The organism is Maribacter aquimaris (assembly GCF_014596745.1).
Classification (GTDB): Bacteria; Bacteroidota; Bacteroidia; order Flavobacteriales; family Flavobacteriaceae; genus Maribacter_A; species Maribacter_A aquimaris.
On sequence record NZ_JABTCF010000010.1, the window covers coordinates 196,051 to 215,245 of the forward strand.

The 19,195-nt window shown below is 40.0% G+C and carries 17 protein-coding genes; 6 read left to right on the forward strand and 11 right to left on the reverse strand.

Annotated elements, in window-relative coordinates:
- Positions 1-33: 33 nt before the first annotated feature.
- The 6 genes from HPE56_RS15460 to HPE56_RS15485 all read right to left on the reverse strand — a co-directional run bounded on the left by HPE56_RS15460 (position 34) and on the right by HPE56_RS15485 (position 7,776).
- Positions 34-1,365 carry a carboxypeptidase-like regulatory domain-containing protein gene (locus HPE56_RS15460; protein ID WP_394355058.1) on the reverse strand — a complete coding sequence of 444 codons (1,332 nt, stop codon included), beginning with the start codon at positions 1,363-1,365 and terminating at the stop codon, positions 34-36.
- A 502-nt stretch (positions 1,366-1,867) separates the two neighbouring features.
- Positions 1,868-2,608: a 23S rRNA pseudouridine(2604) synthase RluF gene (gene rluF, locus HPE56_RS15465; protein ID WP_188244647.1), complete on the reverse strand. Its 741-nt coding sequence runs from the start codon at positions 2,606-2,608 to the stop codon at positions 1,868-1,870.
- A gap of 57 nt (positions 2,609-2,665) precedes the next feature.
- Positions 2,666-3,895, reverse strand: a complete 1,230-nt coding sequence (locus HPE56_RS15470) for a DUF3999 family protein (protein WP_188244648.1) — start codon at positions 3,893-3,895, stop codon at positions 2,666-2,668.
- Positions 3,879-6,239 carry a DUF2339 domain-containing protein gene (locus HPE56_RS15475; protein ID WP_188244649.1) on the reverse strand — a complete coding sequence of 787 codons (2,361 nt, stop codon included), beginning with the start codon at positions 6,237-6,239 and terminating at the stop codon, positions 3,879-3,881. The genes HPE56_RS15470 and HPE56_RS15475 overlap by 17 nt, the downstream gene beginning before the upstream one ends.
- 132 nt (positions 6,240-6,371) lie before the next feature.
- Positions 6,372-7,517 carry a serine hydrolase gene (locus tag HPE56_RS15480; RefSeq protein WP_188244650.1) on the reverse strand — a complete coding sequence of 382 codons (1,146 nt, stop codon included), beginning with the start codon at positions 7,515-7,517 and terminating at the stop codon, positions 6,372-6,374.
- A gap of 19 nt (positions 7,518-7,536) precedes the next feature.
- Positions 7,537-7,776 carry a hypothetical protein gene (locus tag HPE56_RS15485; protein WP_188244651.1) on the reverse strand — a complete coding sequence of 80 codons (240 nt, stop codon included), beginning with the start codon at positions 7,774-7,776 and terminating at the stop codon, positions 7,537-7,539.
- Between the two features lie 323 nt (positions 7,777-8,099).
- Here HPE56_RS15485 and HPE56_RS15490 point away from each other — a divergent pair, with 323 nt between their 5' ends.
- From HPE56_RS15490 to HPE56_RS15515, 6 genes are all read left to right on the forward strand, one after another.
- Positions 8,100-8,921 (forward strand): peptidyl-prolyl cis-trans isomerase, encoded by an 822-nt coding sequence (locus HPE56_RS15490; protein ID WP_223170339.1) that lies wholly within the window; start codon positions 8,100-8,102, stop codon positions 8,919-8,921.
- Positions 8,905-10,356, forward strand: a complete 1,452-nt coding sequence (locus tag HPE56_RS15495; protein ID WP_188244652.1) for a peptidylprolyl isomerase — start codon at positions 8,905-8,907, stop codon at positions 10,354-10,356. Before HPE56_RS15490 ends, HPE56_RS15495 begins: the two co-directional genes overlap by 17 nt.
- 5 nt (positions 10,357-10,361) lie before the next feature.
- The gene (locus HPE56_RS15500) at positions 10,362-11,315 is read left to right on the forward strand and encodes an AAA family ATPase (protein WP_188244653.1); all 954 of its coding nucleotides are present in this window, start codon (positions 10,362-10,364) and stop codon (positions 11,313-11,315) included.
- A 175-nt stretch (positions 11,316-11,490) separates the two neighbouring features.
- On the forward strand, positions 11,491-13,758 hold the full coding sequence (locus HPE56_RS15505) for an aconitate hydratase (protein ID WP_188244654.1): 2,268 nt from the start codon (positions 11,491-11,493) through the stop codon (positions 13,756-13,758).
- 110 nt (positions 13,759-13,868) lie between these two features.
- Positions 13,869-14,444, forward strand: coding sequence for a TlpA family protein disulfide reductase (locus tag HPE56_RS15510; protein WP_188244655.1), 576 nt, complete (start codon positions 13,869-13,871; stop codon positions 14,442-14,444).
- Positions 14,434-14,994: a TlpA family protein disulfide reductase gene (locus HPE56_RS15515; RefSeq protein WP_188244656.1), complete on the forward strand. Its 561-nt coding sequence runs from the start codon at positions 14,434-14,436 to the stop codon at positions 14,992-14,994. Before HPE56_RS15510 ends, HPE56_RS15515 begins: the two co-directional genes overlap by 11 nt.
- A gap of 1 nt (position 14,995) precedes the next feature.
- Here the strand turns inward: HPE56_RS15515 and HPE56_RS15520 are convergent, their stop codons facing one another.
- From HPE56_RS15520 to HPE56_RS15540, 5 genes are all read right to left on the reverse strand, one after another.
- Positions 14,996-15,448, reverse strand: coding sequence for a sterol desaturase family protein (locus HPE56_RS15520; protein ID WP_188244657.1), 453 nt, complete (start codon positions 15,446-15,448; stop codon positions 14,996-14,998).
- Between the two features lies 1 nt (position 15,449).
- A complete protein-coding gene (locus HPE56_RS15525; protein WP_188244658.1) occupies positions 15,450-16,289 on the reverse strand; it encodes a phytoene/squalene synthase family protein in 840 nt (279 codons plus the stop codon).
- 8 nt (positions 16,290-16,297) lie between these two features.
- Positions 16,298-17,755 (reverse strand): phytoene desaturase family protein, encoded by a 1,458-nt coding sequence (locus HPE56_RS15530; protein WP_188244659.1) that lies wholly within the window; start codon positions 17,753-17,755, stop codon positions 16,298-16,300.
- Between the two features lie 24 nt (positions 17,756-17,779).
- Positions 17,780-18,685 (reverse strand): MerR family transcriptional regulator, encoded by a 906-nt coding sequence (locus HPE56_RS15535; protein WP_188244660.1) that lies wholly within the window; start codon positions 18,683-18,685, stop codon positions 17,780-17,782.
- A 182-nt stretch (positions 18,686-18,867) separates the two neighbouring features.
- Positions 18,868-19,137: a GIY-YIG nuclease family protein gene (locus HPE56_RS15540; RefSeq protein WP_188244661.1), complete on the reverse strand. Its 270-nt coding sequence runs from the start codon at positions 19,135-19,137 to the stop codon at positions 18,868-18,870.
- Between the last annotated feature and the right edge of the window lie 58 nt (positions 19,138-19,195).

Consider the following 19,195-nt stretch of genomic DNA (forward strand, 5'->3'; position numbering starts at 1 on the left):
GGACGTTTTTTTGTTTGCAGTTTTACCTATTGTCTAAGGAGCGGGACTACCATCGCCCGACTTAGATTTTTTAAGTTGTCTTTGTATTTTCTTTATGGCGGACTCGATTGATTTTTCAGGTTCTATAATGTTGTATTCTCCCCAGAAATCGGGATCGGAAAACCCGACAGCCTCATCGCCCAAAATAATCGATGTCTTGATTCTGTCCCTTGCCCTGGGCATTTCGTTGGTTAGGTTCTTTTTCCAATCGGTGACAGCCATCTCGCAGGATAGACTATAGACCGAGTTGAAAAGTTTTTTATCCCAATCGATTTTAAATTCCAAAAGCACATTACTGTAACCGTAGTACCATTTGCCATCTTTCTCACGATAGTCTACACGATAGGCGACCTTGTTGGGCCAGACCCTGGCGTTGGCAGGTTTTTTACGGACAAATAATTTAGCGGCCTCATATTTATTGGTAATATTCAAGGAATAAATGGCACTGGTCAAGATTTTATGTTCCGCATCGATATATAGTTTGCCCGAATATAATTGTTCCTCAATATTTGGTTTTTGCTTAAAATCGATCACATAAATCTGCCGGTTGTCAACACGGGTTGATTGTTCGAAACTAAAATTATATTTACTTAGGGATTTTTCATGAAAAATATACTCGGGGTACTTCATGATATCCACATAAAGTGCGTTGTACGGTCCGCCCTGTAATTTAAGGGCAACGGTATCAAGTTTACTGTAATCGGTACTTTTACGGGCTTTATAAAGCTTAACCCCGTCTTTCTTGTTTGAGTTGTATGGGGTTTTATAAATATTTACAACAGCTTCCGAAAGGGAAACGTTTTTCTTTCTTCTTTTTATGGTTTCCCGATAAAAGGCTGTCATTAGGGTGGGATCATCAAAATAATTCTCCCCTCTTCTTTTTAAGGTTTCCCGCACCAATTCCTCAGCATTCTTGGGGACGCTAAGACTAACCTCGCCCAAGGCTTCCACAAAAACATCCAAATAAATTTTGTTGTTGTCTTCCTTGAATTGGGAAAGGGGGATCGATTTGTTTTTATACCCTAAAAAAGCGACCAAAACTTTACCTTCCTTCATCGATGTGGGTACTTTTAAGGCAAATTCACCCTCTGTATTTGAAATGGTACTGATATTCGTTCCTTCGACGGTAAGTGTGGCAAACACCAATGGTTTTTTGGATTCGGCATCCATTATCCTTCCTTTAAATTGCTTGTAATTCATTTCTTGCTCTTGAGCTTCCTGAACAAAGGCCGAAGCATCGGGCATGCCTAACAAGCCCATAAGAAAGAAACAAAGTAATAGGGTATTGAATGCCTTTCGAAACCTAAATAATCGTTTATTCTTCATGATGGCTTGTTTTAAATTGGATAGCGCTTTTGGGTCTATACAAGTTAGTGATAATTACGAACATAAGTTGTTAAAATAAATGGATTAACCCCCTAATGTATAGGGTGCTGATTTTGATGCGTCGTTTGATAGGTTTATAAAGATTGTCATTATTTCGTGTATTGAAAATGATTTCTGTCAGGATACTTCTATCTATTATGAATACATTACTGAAAATTTTTTTGAATGCCCCATAAAATGAGCTCCAGCAGGTAAAGTAACTATTCCTTTGTATGTTGGGTATATCATGTCAAAGTACCGATTTTGATTAGGGTCTATGGGCCAAAGCGTTAAAAATAAATATAGTGCGAAGGCAAAACAAAATTAGGGTGTAAAACAACGAATCCTTTAAACTGAATGTTCTTGGTCAATCAGACGTATATATGATTTGATTTATAAAGTGAGGGAATGTTTTATTTTGTCCCTTTGTATAGGGAAGTATACCTCCTTGTATTGGGTGGGGTTATGAAAGATCATCATGGGTTTTCGAAGAGGATGCGACCAACCTATTGATTTCGGATAATTCCTCATTTGTCAGATCCCTCCATGTGCCGACAGGGATATCCAACTTTACATTCATGATACGAATGCGTTTTAATTTTTTGACATTATAGCCTAAATATTCGCACATTCGACGTATTTGTCTATTGAGGCCTTGGGTCAGGATGATCTTAAATTGGTATTTGCCAAGACTTTCCACTTCACATTCCCGTGTAACCGTATCCAAAATGGGAACGCCGGTACGCATTTTTTCCAGAAACGCAGGGGTTATGGGTTTGTTTACAGTCACCAAATATTCTTTTTCATGATGGTTACGGGCGCGGAGGATCTTATTTACGATATCGCCATCATTGGTCATGAATATGAGTCCCTCACTCGGTTTGTCCAACCGGCCAATCGGAAAGATCCGCGTTGGGTAGTTGATAAAATCCACGATATTGTCTTTTTCAACCCTTGTGTCCGTCGTGCAAACAATGCCTATTGGTTTGTTGAATGCAAGATAGACGGGTTTGTCCTTAGGGTCTGAAATCAATTCGCCATCAACACGAACTTCATCGCTGGGAATAATTTTTGTACCCATTTCGGGAACTTTTCCGTTGATGGTGACCCTGCCTTGGTCAATGAGTTTGTCTGCAGCTCTTCGTGAGCAATAACCAACTTCGCTTAAATATTTATTGATTCGGGTTTGTTTGGGTGCTGACATTTGGCCGTATCTTTTGTGACACCACAAATTTAGGGTTTTCCTTCGCAATAAACGAGGTTACTTTTTTGTCATCATTTTAAGGGTGAAGCCGCCTAATACCAAAATGATCACACCCATTACGGCCCAAAGCCAAAATTTATTTTCAAACAAAGGAGCGATTTTGTCTTCTTGTTTTTTGGGAATCGGTATGGCTTCCCCTAAATTAACCTGGGTTAAGGAACTGGGGATATTTTTGGAAGTATGCACTAAATCGTAATTTGGAAGATAGGCGTTTTCGTTTCCATAGACCAAAAAATACGCCGCCTTACCCGTAAATCGGGCTATTATTTGATGAACGTAGCCTTTTGCAGTCGCATTTTCGATGCTTAAAGGTTGGTTGTCATGGTCTTCAATGATTACCCTTATTTTTTTTGCCAATACGGAATTGAATGTGAATTCATTCTTTTCGACGGAGTTTAGCGTACCCCGTGTAAGGGTGCGGTAATTGTATTTCCATCCTTTTTCCGTAGCGACACTGTCATGGGCATATTGAAGTTGAAACGACCGGTAGTAATCAATGTCATTGGCTATATCGAGACTAAGGAAACTAATAGGCGCACGTTGGTCCATTACGATTTGGAGTATGGTTTGCTTTTTGTCCTTATCCTTGGAGCTCTCGAGGTTGGCTATATGGATAGTGTTGTATTTGGCTTTGATGCGATCATCTAAATAAATGTTCGCCCCTTTAAATCTTGGTGTCATTTCACTATGGAATGATATTCGATAATAGCGATACTTTGCATTGGGGAAATTCAACTGGGTGAAGCGGTAATCGGTCTGCTCATTTTTTATGGATAGTATTCGTGCATCCTTTAGAATCGTAAACCAATTGGATTGCTCCTGACTGCCTTCCAACGTCACCTTCCAATCGAAATTTTCATTTTTGAAATTCAATAAAATCCCATTCAAGGTTTCTTTGGTGGGTACCTCAAAAGTATAGTAATGGTCGTGTTGCTTGTTTGTGGTATTGATCAATTCAAAGTCAATTTCCTTTTGTATGTGTTTCTCCCTTTCGATTCGTAAGAGATAAGGGGCCTCAAGGGTGTCTTTTGGGGTTATGCCATATATGCGGATATCCGCCAGGTTGTTCGATACCTTCGTAAAAACCGAAGGTGGTAATTCGAAGGAATGCCATTGGTCCGTAATACCCAGGATTTCCCTTTTGGTATTATAATCCCCGATTTGGGCAAGGGCAACCGCACTAAAGAGAAGACTGACCAATAGACTGATCTTAGTTCGTTTCATCATCTGATATTCTGTTTTTATACTTATTGTAAAGGAATGAAATGATCAACAACAATACCCCTAAAGAAACAAAAACAATGGTTTTTGATATGGTGTTGAGCGATGCGATATCATAGAAGAATAATTTGATCAAGGTAAGCCCGAATAGAATCATGGCAACGAGACGTAAGAATTTCTTGTTTTGCCAAATCCCCAGAACAACCATGACCAAGGCATATATACCCCAAAATATGCTCAGGCCTAGTTTGTAACTTTGATGGGATCCAACCATATGCATCCAGTGGATCAATTCGCTACTCGCAACCCAAAGAATGCTTATATGAAGGATGATTTCGAAGGGTATGTTGAAGTTTATTTTCATGAAAGCTTGACGTATCAATCTATACAGGCTAATCAATAAAAGCGCCACAAACGCAAAGGTTATATAGCGAATGATGATATTAAAGATCCCTATGTTATAATATTCTGAAAGGGTTTGGTCAATGTAACTTTCCCTTAATTCGCTGAGTTCATACAATCCCATGGTAAGAAATATCAATAGGGCGAATAGACCAGCGGTAAGCGAAACAATGCCTAAAACCCGGTTTTTCGGTTTTTTGATATTCACCAAATTCAACGCAGCGATAAACATAAGGGAATAGTTGAGCAACCATATATTGCCTGTACTACGAATATCGGGATTGTACTTGAGGTATTCGTATTCGTTGGTTATCGCAACTTCAGAACCATAGTACAACGTATCCCAATAATACTGGATTTCCAAGAACAGGCTAAAGAAGAGTATAATGAGCCAGATACTTGGGATTGCGTAAGTCATGATTGTGGGAAACGAAGTGTTTTTGGCGTTTTCCTTAGGATGTGCTACAGTGTTGTTTACCCAATTGATAAAGCCAAAGGCACCTAAGAACAATATAGAGCTCAAAAAGGTGACATTGAAAACAGGTCGCATGGTGGAGTCTTGACCTTGGAAGATGTAGTAGCTTAGCTCCCAATCCTGTATTAGGCTGAATACCGCTAAAACCATCAAAGGATAGGAGAGGTACTCGTAGACAACAACATTCTTTTTACGTCCTATCCAGAATAATAGGGCAGCTTCAAACGCCCATAAAAGGGTGACCCAATTGCCGTCCAATTGAACGGGAATGGCAATGGTCAAGAAAACCAGGACCATTCCTGAAACCAAATAGTATAGATTGCGGTCGGCCAATTTCCTTTTGTGGATGATCAAGCTTACGATAAAGTGTAGCATGGCATTGCAGAGGGTGAAAACCCCCAAGAGTTGTACTCCGGTATCATTTTGCGAAAGTAACCCATAACCGAATCCGTAAAATATAAACGCATTGAGTAATAGGAGTACGATATCTGAATTTTTGAATTTTTCAGAGACCTTTAATTTATATACTAGAAAAGTAGCATAGAAAATAAGGAAGAAAACACTTAAGAATATCAGGGCAGTTGTAAAATGTGCTTCATAATCATAGGAGAACCCCGTCCAACTGGCAAATACAAGCCAAGTAATGACGAAAGATGAGTAGTAAAGGGACTTCCAGTATCTTTTATAGGAAATGATCAAAATGCCGATATTTATAATCGCCATATAAGAAAAAAGAACAGATGTACTCCCAGAGTCGTTACTCAGTAAGAAGGGTACGGCATAGGCGCCCACAAGACCGATATGGGCAATTACCTGTTTGTTGTAATGCAATGCGGCCACGACTCCGAAAGCGGTAAAAACAAGCATTAGGGCAAAAGTCATGAGCTGCGGAAATAAATCGTAAAAACTATAAGCCGCAAAGGTTATAAAATAGAGAATGGCCAAGGCCCCACTTACAAGTACGGCACTGTAGTTTTCATATTTTTCCTTGAGTTTTATGCCGAAACCCAATAGGCCCAAACCAGCAGAATAGCCAAGGATAATTCGAGTCAACGGACTTATCAGGTTGTTTTCAATAGAGTATTTTGCGCCTATGGCAACCCCGAGGACGGTAATCACGATTCCAATTTTATTGATGAGGTTTTCACCGATGAACCTTTCCCAATTCGATTTGGTCTTTATTTTTTGCACCAACTTGGGTTTCACATTTTCTTTTGGTAGCCCAACCGTAATGGGTTCGATAGCGAATTCCTTTGTGACTTCCCCTTTCGGGATGGGGGTGTCTATTGGTTTTTCGACCACAGGCTGTGGTGTAATGGTCTTTTTTGTTTCCGAAAATTCGGCCCCCATTTTTTTTAAGGCTTCGATTTCCTTGTATAGGGTCATGAGTTCTTTCGCAAAACCTTCTTGTTTGCTAAGTAGGGTCTCTAGTTTTTGGTTGAGCTCGTCAATGCGGTTTTGATGGTCTTGCATAGGTCTGGTTTATGTCCCAAAATGGGGTAAAAAGGCTGAATTCGGTTTTTGGCTAACACTAAAACGATATAATCATGGATTTATTGATGGGAATTTTCCGTTCTGGGATAAGTTCTTTTTTGTAATACTACCTTAATCTTTCTTTGATTGTAATCCATAATTGTATATCTCCTTGCCCAATGTGGCTAAAAAGGGAATGCCAATGGAATCATATTCGTAGACATTGTCATTGAAAATGCCATCTTCATTGACAAGTATTGTGGCGGTCAGTAAAAATTCCACATTGTTTTTAGGGTCGTGTATGTAAGCACAGTCGGTTAGGGTGCCATAGGCATAGCCCACCTTATTTCGTATTTTTATATAATCGGGAATAGCTGCCTTACTGTCCCCGTACATCAAGAATTTAACATAGCTATCGTAGTATTCCTTTGGGTCATAGCCGGCCTCCCTGGGTAAGGTTTGCATGGCCTCTAGGAGAAAATCACGTTGTGTGGTGCTTAGGTCGAATCGTTCACTGGGATCGAAGCATTCGGGGAAAACAATTCTCTTTAGCACATTGTGCTGTGCATTTATGGGGTAATAATTTTTTAGGCTAAAGTCGAAAGGTTCGTCTACAAGTCCATCCTCATCATCATAATAGGCCTTGCCTTTGTGTATTTTGTTCATATCCAAGGGGATGGCGCTGGTGTTGATCGTGTTCTTCAACATGGTCGTAGTAGAGTCGTTTAAATAGACTACAAGGGGTTTGGTAGTGATTTCATAGGCATCGTCAGAAGACAATCGGTGCGAAATACGAACGGCATCGATACCTTTCTGTTTTAATTTTCCATTGATCGCATCCTGTCCCAAAAATTCAAATAAACGATTGTTCGCCGCATTATCACTGATGGTGAAAATTTTCATGATGTCAGAGGCAAATGTGGTTTCCATAGTATCGCCTTCCACATAAAACCTGGTATTTCTATGGAGCGAATCCATATGGTTCAATTTCTCAAGCGTCAAGGCGGCAATAGGTAATTTTATGGTACTGGCAGGGTAGAAATAGTTGGTGTCATTGACTTGAAAGTCGTGGTCTTCGAAAATAACACTGTCACCTGCCCTTATTATTTTAGTGAATTTTATTTGTACTTCGTAGGAATCCAGACTGTCGATTACCCTTTTTATTTTAAGGTCTTTGGAAGCTAGTGCATAGTCCAGGGCATTGGTGTATTGGGGTGGTTTTTTGCAAGCGGTTGAAAAAACCATTATGATCAGGAAGGGAAGTGTTTTTTGGATCATCCGTTGTTCTTGGAGCAAATTATTCTTGGTATACTTCGGCCCGATGGGGTTTTAGGGCATCACGGACGGCAATCATGTCTTTTTCCTCTACGACCATATAGGCCAAACTATGCATTTCATTGATATGTTCGTGCCCGGTGATTTGCGGTTCAAGGTTCTCAATAAGGATATATTCCTTTAAATGAATTTCATGATGTTCAGCGGTTTTTGCCGCTGCAGGGCCCCGAAAGTCCCAAATAAGCCTGATTTTCCTGTTCATTGCTTTATTCCTCTTTGCTACTTTATGATTCGCCTAAATTAATTCTTTTTGGAGAGTTGTTCTACTTTTTGGGTTTTTCTCCTTGGAAATTGGATTATCGGTCATAGTTGGGAAGGACTACATTTTTGGTGCCATTGGGTAGGTACTGGCGTCAGGTGTCTGTTTTTTAACGGAATGCGGTTTGCATTTATGTGTAAATTGTGTTAATGAAAGCCTATATCACTTGTTTAACAGGTTGTAATTGTTATTTTTGCGGGATGTTTTTTAGATTGAAAAATACTTTTCCAGTTCGATATACTTGGGTGGTTTTAGTCCTGCTCGGTATGTCCTGCAATTCGTTATTGAAAGATCATGCCGATCAGGAACCGATTGCCCGTGTGGGGGAATTGTATTTGTACAAGGACGATATAGCACCACTCTTCACGGAAAATATGAGTGAGGCGGATAGTATATCGTTTGTGACCGACTATATCAATAATTGGGCATCCAAGCAGTTATTGCTTTCAAAGGCCAAGATCAATCTATCAGAAGAAAAACTAGCAGAATTCGATGCATTGGTAAAAACCTATAGGACCGATTTATATACCCGGGCTTATAAAGAGGCATTGGTGCAACAAGGGAGTGATACGGTCATTAGCAAATCCCAATTGGAAAGCTTTTACGAAAAGGAAAAGGAGAATTTCAAACTCAAGGAAAAACTGATCAGCCTTAGATTCATTCACTTACCACCCCAATTCATGGATAAGGAAACGGTGGCGGATAAATTGAAAAGTTTTAAGGAAGAGGATATTGAATATTTGGATTCCATAGGGGTGCAATTCAAAAAGTTGAACTTCAATGATTCCATTTGGGTCAGTGCCTCGAGGGTGCAGGAAGAAATACCTCCTTTGACCCTTGAAAATCAGGATAGATACTTAAAAAAATCACAATTTTTTGAATTGCAGGATTCATTAGGGGTATATTTGGCAAAGATTACGGGAGTGTTGGATGTTAATGACATTGCACCCTTGTCCTATATAGAACCATCAATTCGACAAGTGCTTCTCAATCGCAGAAAGTTGGACTATATTAGAAAATTGGAAACCGAGATAATAGATGAAGCTATTAAAGAAAAAGAATTCGAAGTCTATGCACAAGACAAATAAAATTACCCTTTTACTATCCTTATTGTTTATTTCAGGAAGTGTTTTTTCCCAAGTACCCGACGAAGTTCCAGATACGCAGATTGAGCCACCCTTGCCAGAGTTACAGGCCGACAAGGGTGTAACCAAGGACTCGACCTCTAATTTCAAAAAAGTGAAATTGGATGGTATTGCTGCAGTTGTTGGGGATTATGTGATTTTGGAATCCGATATTGAAAAAACCTTGATCGACCTTAAAAATCAAGGGGCCATGTCAGAGGATATCACCCGCTGTGGTCTGTTGGGAAAATTAATGGAAGATCGTTTGTATGCCCACCAGGCGGTACAGGATAGTTTGTTGGTTTCCGATGATGAGGTGAGTTTAACTACCGAAAGACAAATCCAATCCTTTGTGGCCCAAATGGGTTCTATGGAAAAATTGCTGAAGTTCTACAAAAAAGAGGATGAGGCAAGCTTAAGGGAAGACATTAACAAGATCAACAAACTACGAATGCTTTCTGAAAAAATGCAGAATAGCATCATTTCCGAAATAGAGATAACACCCGAAGAGGTTCGCCAATTCTTCAATAAGATACCGAAGGATGAACGTCCGGTTTTTGGTGCTGAGTTGGAAATATCCCAAATCATTAAGCAACCTAAGGCTACTGAGGCTGAAAAACAAAAGGTCATTGACAAGCTGAAGGCCATAAAGGCGGATGTTGAGGACAATGATGCCAAATTCAGTGTTAAGGCCATTCTGTACTCACAGGATCCTGGGTCTAAATCAAAAGGTGGTTTTTATAGTATCACCAAGGATACCGGTTTCGACAAAACCTTTAAGGATGTTGCCTTTAGCTTACAGGAAGGTGAGGTATCCGAACCCTTTGAGACCATGTTTGGATTTCATTTGGTATATATCGAAAAAATAAGGGGTCAAGAACTCGATTTACGCCATATACTCATAACCCCAGAGATTTCCCAAGAATCATTGGATGAGGCCAAGTCCGAATTGGATACGATACGCAAGCATATCATGGATGGTAGATACTCTTTCGCTGATGCTGCCCGTAATTTTTCGGATGAAAAAGAAACCAAATTTGATGGGGGGTTATTGCGAAACCCGATTACCTACGATTCTAGGTTTGAGTTGACCAAAATGGATCCGACCCTTTACAATCAGGTACGGAACTTAAAGGATAATGAGATTTCATACCCTATCCTAGAGCAGGACCCAAGGGGGGGTGGACCAAAGTATAAGATTCTGAAAGTTACCAATAGGTACGATGAGCATGTGGCTGATTTTGCCAAGGATTATACAAGGATTCAACAACTTGCCCTAACGGAAAAACAGTATAATGCCATAAAAAAATGGATGGGCAAACATATTGATGATACCTATATCAGTGTTAATGAAGCCAATAGGGACTGTGATTTTGCTAATAACTGGGTTAAGGAATAGGGGGGATGTCAGACGTAGCGGCCATTAATAAACTAGTACAGAAACATGCTGACCTAAAAGAGGAAATAGCGAAGATTATTATTGGGCAAAATGATGTTATCGACCTGATCCTGTTGTCTATTTATACGGGGGGGCATTCCTTGCTTATCGGTGTTCCGGGTTTGGCCAAAACGCTAATGGTAAATACCATTGCACAAACTTTGGGCCTCGACTTCAAAAGAATACAGTTTACTCCCGATTTAATGCCCAGTGATATCTTGGGGAGTGAGATCTTAGATCAAAACCGTCAGTTCAAATTTATTAAAGGACCTGTTTTTTCCAATATTATTTTAGCGGATGAAATAAATAGAACCCCACCAAAAACCCAAGCGGCCTTATTGGAAGCCATGCAGGAAAGGGCGGTGACTATTGCGGGACATCAACATAAGTTGGAGTTGCCCTATTTCGTTTTGGCAACGCAGAACCCTATAGAACAAGAAGGCACATATCCCCTTCCAGAGGCACAATTGGACCGTTTTATGTTCGCTATAGAACTGAAATACCCATCAGTCGAAGAGGAGATCGCAGTGGTGAAAGCCACAACTTCGGACGAGACCATTCAAATAAACGCCCTTTTCAATGCAGCGGAAATCTTGGAAGTGCAACACTTGGTACGTCGTATTCCAGTACCTGACAATGTGGTCAATTATGCGGTTACCCTTGTGAGCAAAACAAGACCTAACCTTGAGACTTCCCCTGATTTCATTAAAGAGTACCTCGATTGGGGTGCTGGACCTAGGGCATCCCAAAATTTGATTTTGGGGGCAAAGGCACACGCCGCCATCCATGGGAAATTCTCCCCTGATATTGAAGATGTGCAGGCCGTTGCCATGGGTATCCTTCGTCATAGGATTATCAAGAATTACAAGGCAGAGGCTGAAGGTATATCGGAAGAGGATATTATTAGAAGACTTTTTTGATTTCGCATTATTCAGGGCGTTGAAACATTGAATACTTTTCAATGTTTTTTCATTAAAGTTGCCATTGTTGTTGGCAAATGATAAAAATCATATTAATCCTTGAATAAAAATTTTATTTGCGACATGGATTTTCTTAATTTCGCTTAAATAATTTAATTCTAAATATTCAATAATAATGGCATTTGATATCGAAATGATCAAAAGTGTTTACGCTAATATGGCTAGCCGTGTTGACAAGGCACGTGAAATAGTCGGTAAACCACTTACCCTGTCTGAGAAAATTTTATACTCCCATTTATGGGAAGGCAAGCCTTCCAAGGCTTTTGAACGAGGTAAGGATTATGTAGACTTTGCCCCGGACCGTATTGCTTGTCAGGATGCGACAGCACAGATGGCTTTATTGCAGTTTATGCAGGCCGGGAAGCCAAAAGTGGCCGTTCCGACAACAGTACACTGTGATCACTTGATCCAGGCAAAAAGTGGCGCAACTGCAGATTTAAAAGTTGCTAATAAAACGAGTGCAGAGGTTTTCGATTTTTTGGAATCGGTTTCGAATAAATATGGAATTGGATTTTGGAAACCGGGAGCAGGTATTATTCACCAAGTGGTTTTGGAAAACTATGCGTTCCCCGGAGGAATGATGATCGGTACCGATTCGCATACTGTAAATGCAGGTGGATTGGGAATGGTAGCCATCGGTGTTGGTGGTGCTGATGCCGTTGATGTAATGGCCGGTATGGCTTGGGAATTGAAATTCCCAAAACTGATAGGTGTTAAGTTGACAGGAAACATTTCAGGGTGGACATCCGCTAAGGATGTTATTTTGAAAGTAGCCGGAATCCTTACCGTTAAAGGAGGTACAGGAGCTATTATAGAATACTTTGGTGAAGGGGCTAAAAACCTTTCATGTACAGGTAAAGGAACCATTTGTAACATGGGTGCTGAAGTTGGCGCCACTACATCTACCTTTGGTTATGATGATTCTATGGAGCGTTATTTGAGGGCTACCGATAGAAATGATGTAGCTGATGCAGCCAATGCCGTTAGGGAATATTTGACAGCCGATGCTGAGGTTTATGCAAATCCAGAACAATATTTCGATGAGATCATTGAAATCAACCTGGATGAATTGAAACCACATTTGAATGGTCCATTTACTCCGGATTTAGCCACACCAGTTGGTGAATTAGGGAAAAAGGCCAGAGAGAACGATTGGCCACTTAAAGTGGATTGGGGATTGATAGGTTCATGTACCAACTCTTCCTATGAGGATTTATCCCGTGCAGCATCCATAGCAAAACAGGCTGTTGACAAAAAAATCAAACCAAAATCGGACTTCGGTATCAACCCGGGATCGGAACAAATTAGATATACCGCCGAACGTGATGGACTTCTTGAGACTTTCGAGAATTTAGGTGCAACGGTTTTTACCAATGCTTGTGGACCATGTATAGGTCAGTGGGACCGAAGTGACCTAAAAGGGGATGAAAAGAATACCATTGTCCATTCGTTTAACCGTAACTTCTCAAAAAGGGCAGATGGTAATCCAAATACCCATGCTTTTGTCGGTTCCCCAGAAATGGTAGCTGCCATTGCAATTTCAGGAAGATTGGATTTTGACCCCATGCACGATACTTTGATCAACGAGGATGGTGAAGAGGTTAAATTGGATGAGCCAATGGGTATAGAACTTCCTCCTCAAGGCTTTGCTGTTGAGGATGCGGGTTATTTAGAACCCGACGAAGACGGTTCAGGTGTAGAGGTCAGGGTTAGTCCTACTTCAGAAAGACTGCAATTGTTAGAGCCTTTCGTACCAATCACCCCAGAACAATTACAAGGGGTTAAATTACTGATCAAGGCCTTTGGTAAATGTACCACCGACCATATCTCTATGGCCGGACCTTGGTTGCGTTTCCGTGGACATTTGGATAATATCGCCAACAATACCTTGATTGGGGCGGTCAACGCTTTTAATAAGAAGACGAACTTCGTGAAGAACCAATTGACCGGTGAATATGGAGGGGTGCCCGACACCCAGAGGGCTTATAAGGCAGCAGGCATAAAATCCATTGTTGTGGGAGACCATAACTATGGGGAAGGTTCCTCAAGGGAACATGCGGCCATGCAACCTAGACATTTGGGTGTTGCCGCTGTTTTGGTTAAATCGTTCGCGAGGATTCATGAGACCAACCTTAAGAAACAAGGAATGTTGGGCTTGACGTTCGCCAATGAAAGTGATTATGACCTGATTCAGGAAGATGATACCTTTAACTTTGTCGATGTTGCCGATTTTGCACCAGGCAAGCCATTGACCATTGAAGTTGTTCATGCCGATGGTTCCAAGGATACTATCATGGCAAACCATACCTATAACGAATCACAGATTGGTTGGTTTAAGGAAGGTTCGGCATTGAATGTTATCAAACGGGAAAATGCTGCATAATCAATAAGCTGGCTTAGCTAGATTGATTTGTTTTGAAATACTATTTTTTAATTGATAAAAACTCCCGATTTTCGTCGGGAGTTTTTTAGTTTTGGGTAAACCCCCAGATAATGATAGTTAAAAGAAAAACAGTACTTAATATATTGCTATTTGCTTTTGTTCTGTCTTTTTTCGTTACTCCTTTAGGACATTTCGGTAAAATATTCTTAAATCGACTTTTTGCTTCTACCCCCGATATTATTGTCGAGACATCAAGAAAGCAGATTCCATCCTATAACTGGAAATTAAAGGATCCCAATTGGGATTTTTTCAACATGGAAAGGTCCAAGGGAAAAGTGGTGTTCATCAATTTTTGGGCTTCATGGATGTTGCCTTCTGAGGCCGAATTAAACGGCATACAGAAATTATATGATGAATTCGGTGCTCGGGTTGATTTTTATATCATCACCAATGAGGAAAGACCTCCCGTAGAAGAATTTATGCGGCTTAAAAAGTTCACATTCCCCATTACGTATATGATTATCGGTGAACCGGCCCCTTTTGATATTCTTGAGCCACCCGGAAGCTACATTATTGATCGGGATGGTTATATTGTGGTTAGGGAAAATGATATTGCAGATTGGGATAGCAGTAAGGTAAAGAATCTATTGACCGAATTGATTAAGAGGCCCCCCAATGGGAATTAAGAAGATAAAATGGGGGAACATTGTCTTGATCATTGGGATCGTTGTAGTTTTATTTACCCCAATAATTGGGTATGTAAGTACTTTTGCCAGCAGATTATTGTCTTCCGGTTCGGCGGTTGTGAAGCAGGAATTGAACTTGAATGTTGATGATTACAACTGGCAACTGACAGATGTCGATGGGCGTAGTTTTGGTTTTGAAGAGGCTAAGGGTAAGGTGGTTCTTGTGAATTATTGGGCCACATGGTGCCCTCCTTGTATTGCCGAGATGCCAAGTCTTCAAACTTTGTACCATGATTATGGCGATAAAATCGTATTTATGTGTGTTGCGCAGGACAAGCCCGATAAGGTAACGGCCTTTATATCGAAGAAAGGTTATGATCTGCCTGTTTATTTTTCTAAGACCGAGGCCCCAAGTTTGCTAACGGCTAAAATGTTACCTACGACCTACATTATTGATAGGAAAGGTAAGATTATGATTGCCAAGACAGGCTACGCAGATTGGAATAGTGCGGAAGTGCGAAATATCCTGGATGGATTACTTCAGGAGTAGCTTAATTCTTTTTAAAGTATTTAAAGGGAACAAATAACATCCCAAAACATTCCCCTTTGTCTTTTCCTAAATGTTTGTGATGCATTTTGTGTGCTCTTCGTACCCCTTTTGAGTACCGGTTATTTGCGTTCCGGAACATTTTGAAACGTTGGTGTATAAAAATATCGTGCACTATGAAGTAAGCGGCTCCATAGGCCATAATACCAAAACCAATAGGCCAGCCATACCAGAAATCGGTATTGGCCCCTGCATAGAAGAATGAGATACTTACTATGGCATAGAAAATAAAAAAGGTATCGTTGCGTTCGAACCAGGAATCGTGGTCTTTTTTATGGTGGTCCCTGTGTAGATTCCATAAAAACCCATGCATGATATATTTATGCGTAAACCACGCCATAAACTCCATGAAGCAAAAAACGAGTAAAAAAATAAGTATGCCTATTGCGATGTTCATCTTAAACCAAATTTAATTTAAAATTGACATAAGACTCCGCCAAAAGTCCAAATTTTTGATAATCGGGAACCCTTATTCGGGCTTGGCGAATTTGGGTTGAAGGGGTTTTTTCCAATTTACCCAATAATCTATAATAGTATTTATAGGCGGTATAGACCCCTAATTTAGCCTCCCTGGGCAATTGCTGGATACCGCCATAGCTCCTTTGGAAATCATCCTTTATTTCATTGATGATCCTTCTTTTTGAATCCTCGTCCAACTGGTTCAGATCCGTGTTCGGAAAATAGGAGCGGTGCAATACTTCGAAATCGGCCTTTAAGTCCCTTAGAAAATTCACCTTTTGAAAAGCGGAGCCCAATGACATGGCGGAATCTTTCAGGGACTCGTATTTTTCTTGATCTCCTTTAACAAAAACCATTAGGCACATGAGTCCAACCACATCGGCAGAACCATAAATATAGTCTTTGTATTCCTTTTCGGAATAATAGGTGTTTTTGGTCAAGTCCATACGCATACTTTTCATAAACGATTCGACCAAGTGATATGGAATTTGATATTTGTGGTATGTATGTTGAAATGAATTCAAAATAGGATTCATACTGATTTTATGCTCAAGCGCATATTTAAGGCTCTGTTCAAAATCATTGAAAAGTTCCTCGGTTTTATAGCCGTGGAAACTATCTACAATCTCATCCGCAAATCGCACAAAACCATAAATATTATATATGTCCGGACGAATGGAAGCACCCAACATTTTTGTGGCAAGTGAAAATGAAGTGCTGTAAGTCTGTGTCACTCGCTTACTGCAATCATAGGATACTTTGTCGAATAATGCCTTCATTTTATTGCTTATTGGTTATTTGAGATTAATTCTGATACAAGTTTTCCTGAAATCAGGGAAGGGGGTACGCCCGGCCCTGGAACAGTCAATTGTCCGGTAAAATATAGGTTTTTAACTTTTTTACTTTTCAATTTAGGTCTTAAAAAAGCGGTTTGGGTCAAGGTATTTGCCATACCATAGGCGTTACCTTTATAGGAATTGTATTTCTCTATAAAATCATTGACACAAAAAGATTCGTAAAATAATATTCCATCCTTGATGTTTTGCTCGGTTCTGGCCTCCAGCCTTTTCATAATAAGGTCGAAGTATTGTTCCCTCAATTCGGGGGTGTCTTCGAGTCCGGGAGCAATGGGAATCAGAAAAAATCCTGTTTCACAGTTCTTGGGTGCCATGGTTAAATCCGTTTTCGACGGAAAATTCGCATAGAACAATGGTTTTTTTGGCCATTGCGGTTTGTCATAGATGTCATAGGTGTGCTGCTCAAAATCAGTGTCAAAAAAGAGATTATGATGCTCAACATTCTTTAGTTTTTTGTTTAAACCTACATAGAACAGCAGGGAGGAAGGTGCAAAAGTTCTTTGATCCCAGTATTTTTCACTGTACTGTCGGTATTTTTGTTCAAGTAATGTTTCGGAATGATGGTAATCGGCTCCACTGAGCACAAAATCAGCATCAATATCCTGATCATTGACCGTAATACCGATTGTTTTGCCATTAGTAACACGGATCTTGCCAACAGGACTATCTACATGAAAGTTTACCCCAAGCTCCAAAGCCAAAGCATGCATTGCCTTTATGATCTCATACATGCCTCCCTCGGGATGCCAAGTTCCCAAACCGAAGTCAGCAAAGTTCATAAAACTATAAAATGAGGGTGTATTACTGGGTTTTGCTCCCAAAAAAAGGACAGGAAACTCTAACGTGGAAATCAATTTTGGGTTTTTGAATTTTTTCCTGACCTCCCCACTGATGGTTTTAAAAAACTGGTCAACCTTTTGAATGGTGTCTGTGGTGATAAGTTCAAAAGGGGATAATCCAGGTTTAAGTACAACCTTATTTATGGCAATATCATAGTTTTCTTGGGCGTCAGAAATGAATTTCCTTAAATGAACGGAACTCCCTTTCTCTATTCTTTCAAATTCCGAACAGATCTTATCCATAGTATCACCAATGGTAATCGAATCGTCCGAGAAGAATATTTTATAGGCCGGACTCAATTTATGCAAGGTGTAGTAGTCGCTGGTCTGCTTTCCAAAGTCGGCAAAGAACTTGTCGAAAATATCGGGCATCCAATACCAACTTGGCCCTAGGTCAAAAGTGAATCCGTCTTTTACCATTTGACTTGCCCTACCGCCAATCGTACTGTTTTTTTCATACACAGTGACATCAAAACCCCATTTGGCTAAATAACAGGACGCTGAAAGCGAAGAGAACCCCGAACCGATTATGACAACTTTTTTATCCATTTTATTATTTTAGTCTAAGGGTTTTTAATTTTGAACCTGTGCTACCAATTGCTCTATGGAATCAAATATTTTTATGTTTGGGGAAAGGTTGTCCAACTCTAAATATTGGGTTTGCCGACCCAATAACCAAACTTGACAATCTATATCCTTTACAATCGCTTGGGAAAGTCCTTCAATATACTTTTCTATTTTATCCTTGGAGGGTGCAACTGTGAAGTAAGATAGGAAATAAATGTTTTCAACCAACCCCATCAACTCCCCTAAATTATCCAAAGGGATGGATTGGCCAAGGTAGATGGACTTGTAGCCCTGCAATGAAATCTCATAATTAAGGTATAATAATCCTATTTCATGTATTTCACCTTCTGGTAAATACAAAACAAAGGTTTTGTCCTTCCTTGTGGGTTCATTGATCTGTAACTTTTCTATATTGACCTGTATTTTTTGTTTGATCAATCCTGTTATAAAATGTTCATGGGCGGGGGTAATCGTATCGGTTTGCCATAAAAGTCCAAGCTCATGAAGTAAGGGAATGAAATAATTTTTGAAGATATCACGAAAGGAGTGGTCTGCCAATAGACCATTATAGGTAATCGCAAAACGGGTTTGGTCAAAATTTATCATCGCCATTTTAAAGGCATTCAAAACATGGTTTTTGCTGTTTTGAACAGTCGCGATTTCCTTGACCTTTACAGGAATATCAGCCTCTTTCAATTCTGCTATTTTTGATATCTTGTGTCCGTTGTTATATAACAGGGTGATGTTCAATAGCTTTTGCAAACTTTGAAGACTGTAGGTCCTAATATTGGTCGTGGTTCTTTCAGGGGAAAGTAGATTATACCTTTTTTCCCAAATCCGTATGGTATGTGCCTTTATCCCCGATAGGTTTTCCAAATCCCGGATACTGAAATTCTTTTTAATATTGTTCATACTTTATATGAAAAGTTTAAACAAATATAGAATTTATTTGGTGCGGATATCAAAAAGGAACGTTAAAATCCAAAATTAGGTCTAAACTAAAAACAAAAAGCCTCCCTTTTTACGGGGAAGCTTAAGTGCCCACGACTGGAGTCGAATGCTGACGCTTCGGTCAGCATTCTGATTTTAGCGAGCTAAACATCAGAACCAGCATCCTTGCTATATTTTGCGATGAATTCCTTGGTGCGTTCTTTAGTGAGGTTCTTAAGTTTTCTTTCAAGGGCCATGGCGTCGGCCCTGTTTTTCTTTTCGGTAAACCAAACAAGTTTCCATGGTCGATAGCGTGCCGTGGTTTTTTCCCTTCCGGAATTATGGCGGTGGAGTCGTTCAAGTACATTATTTGTCTGTCCTTTATAGAAGGTGTCGAAGGCTTCGGAGTATAATATGTATGTGAAGTACTTCATAAACGAAAAAAGCCTCCCTTTTTACGGGGAAGCTTAAGTGCCCACGACTGGAGTCGAA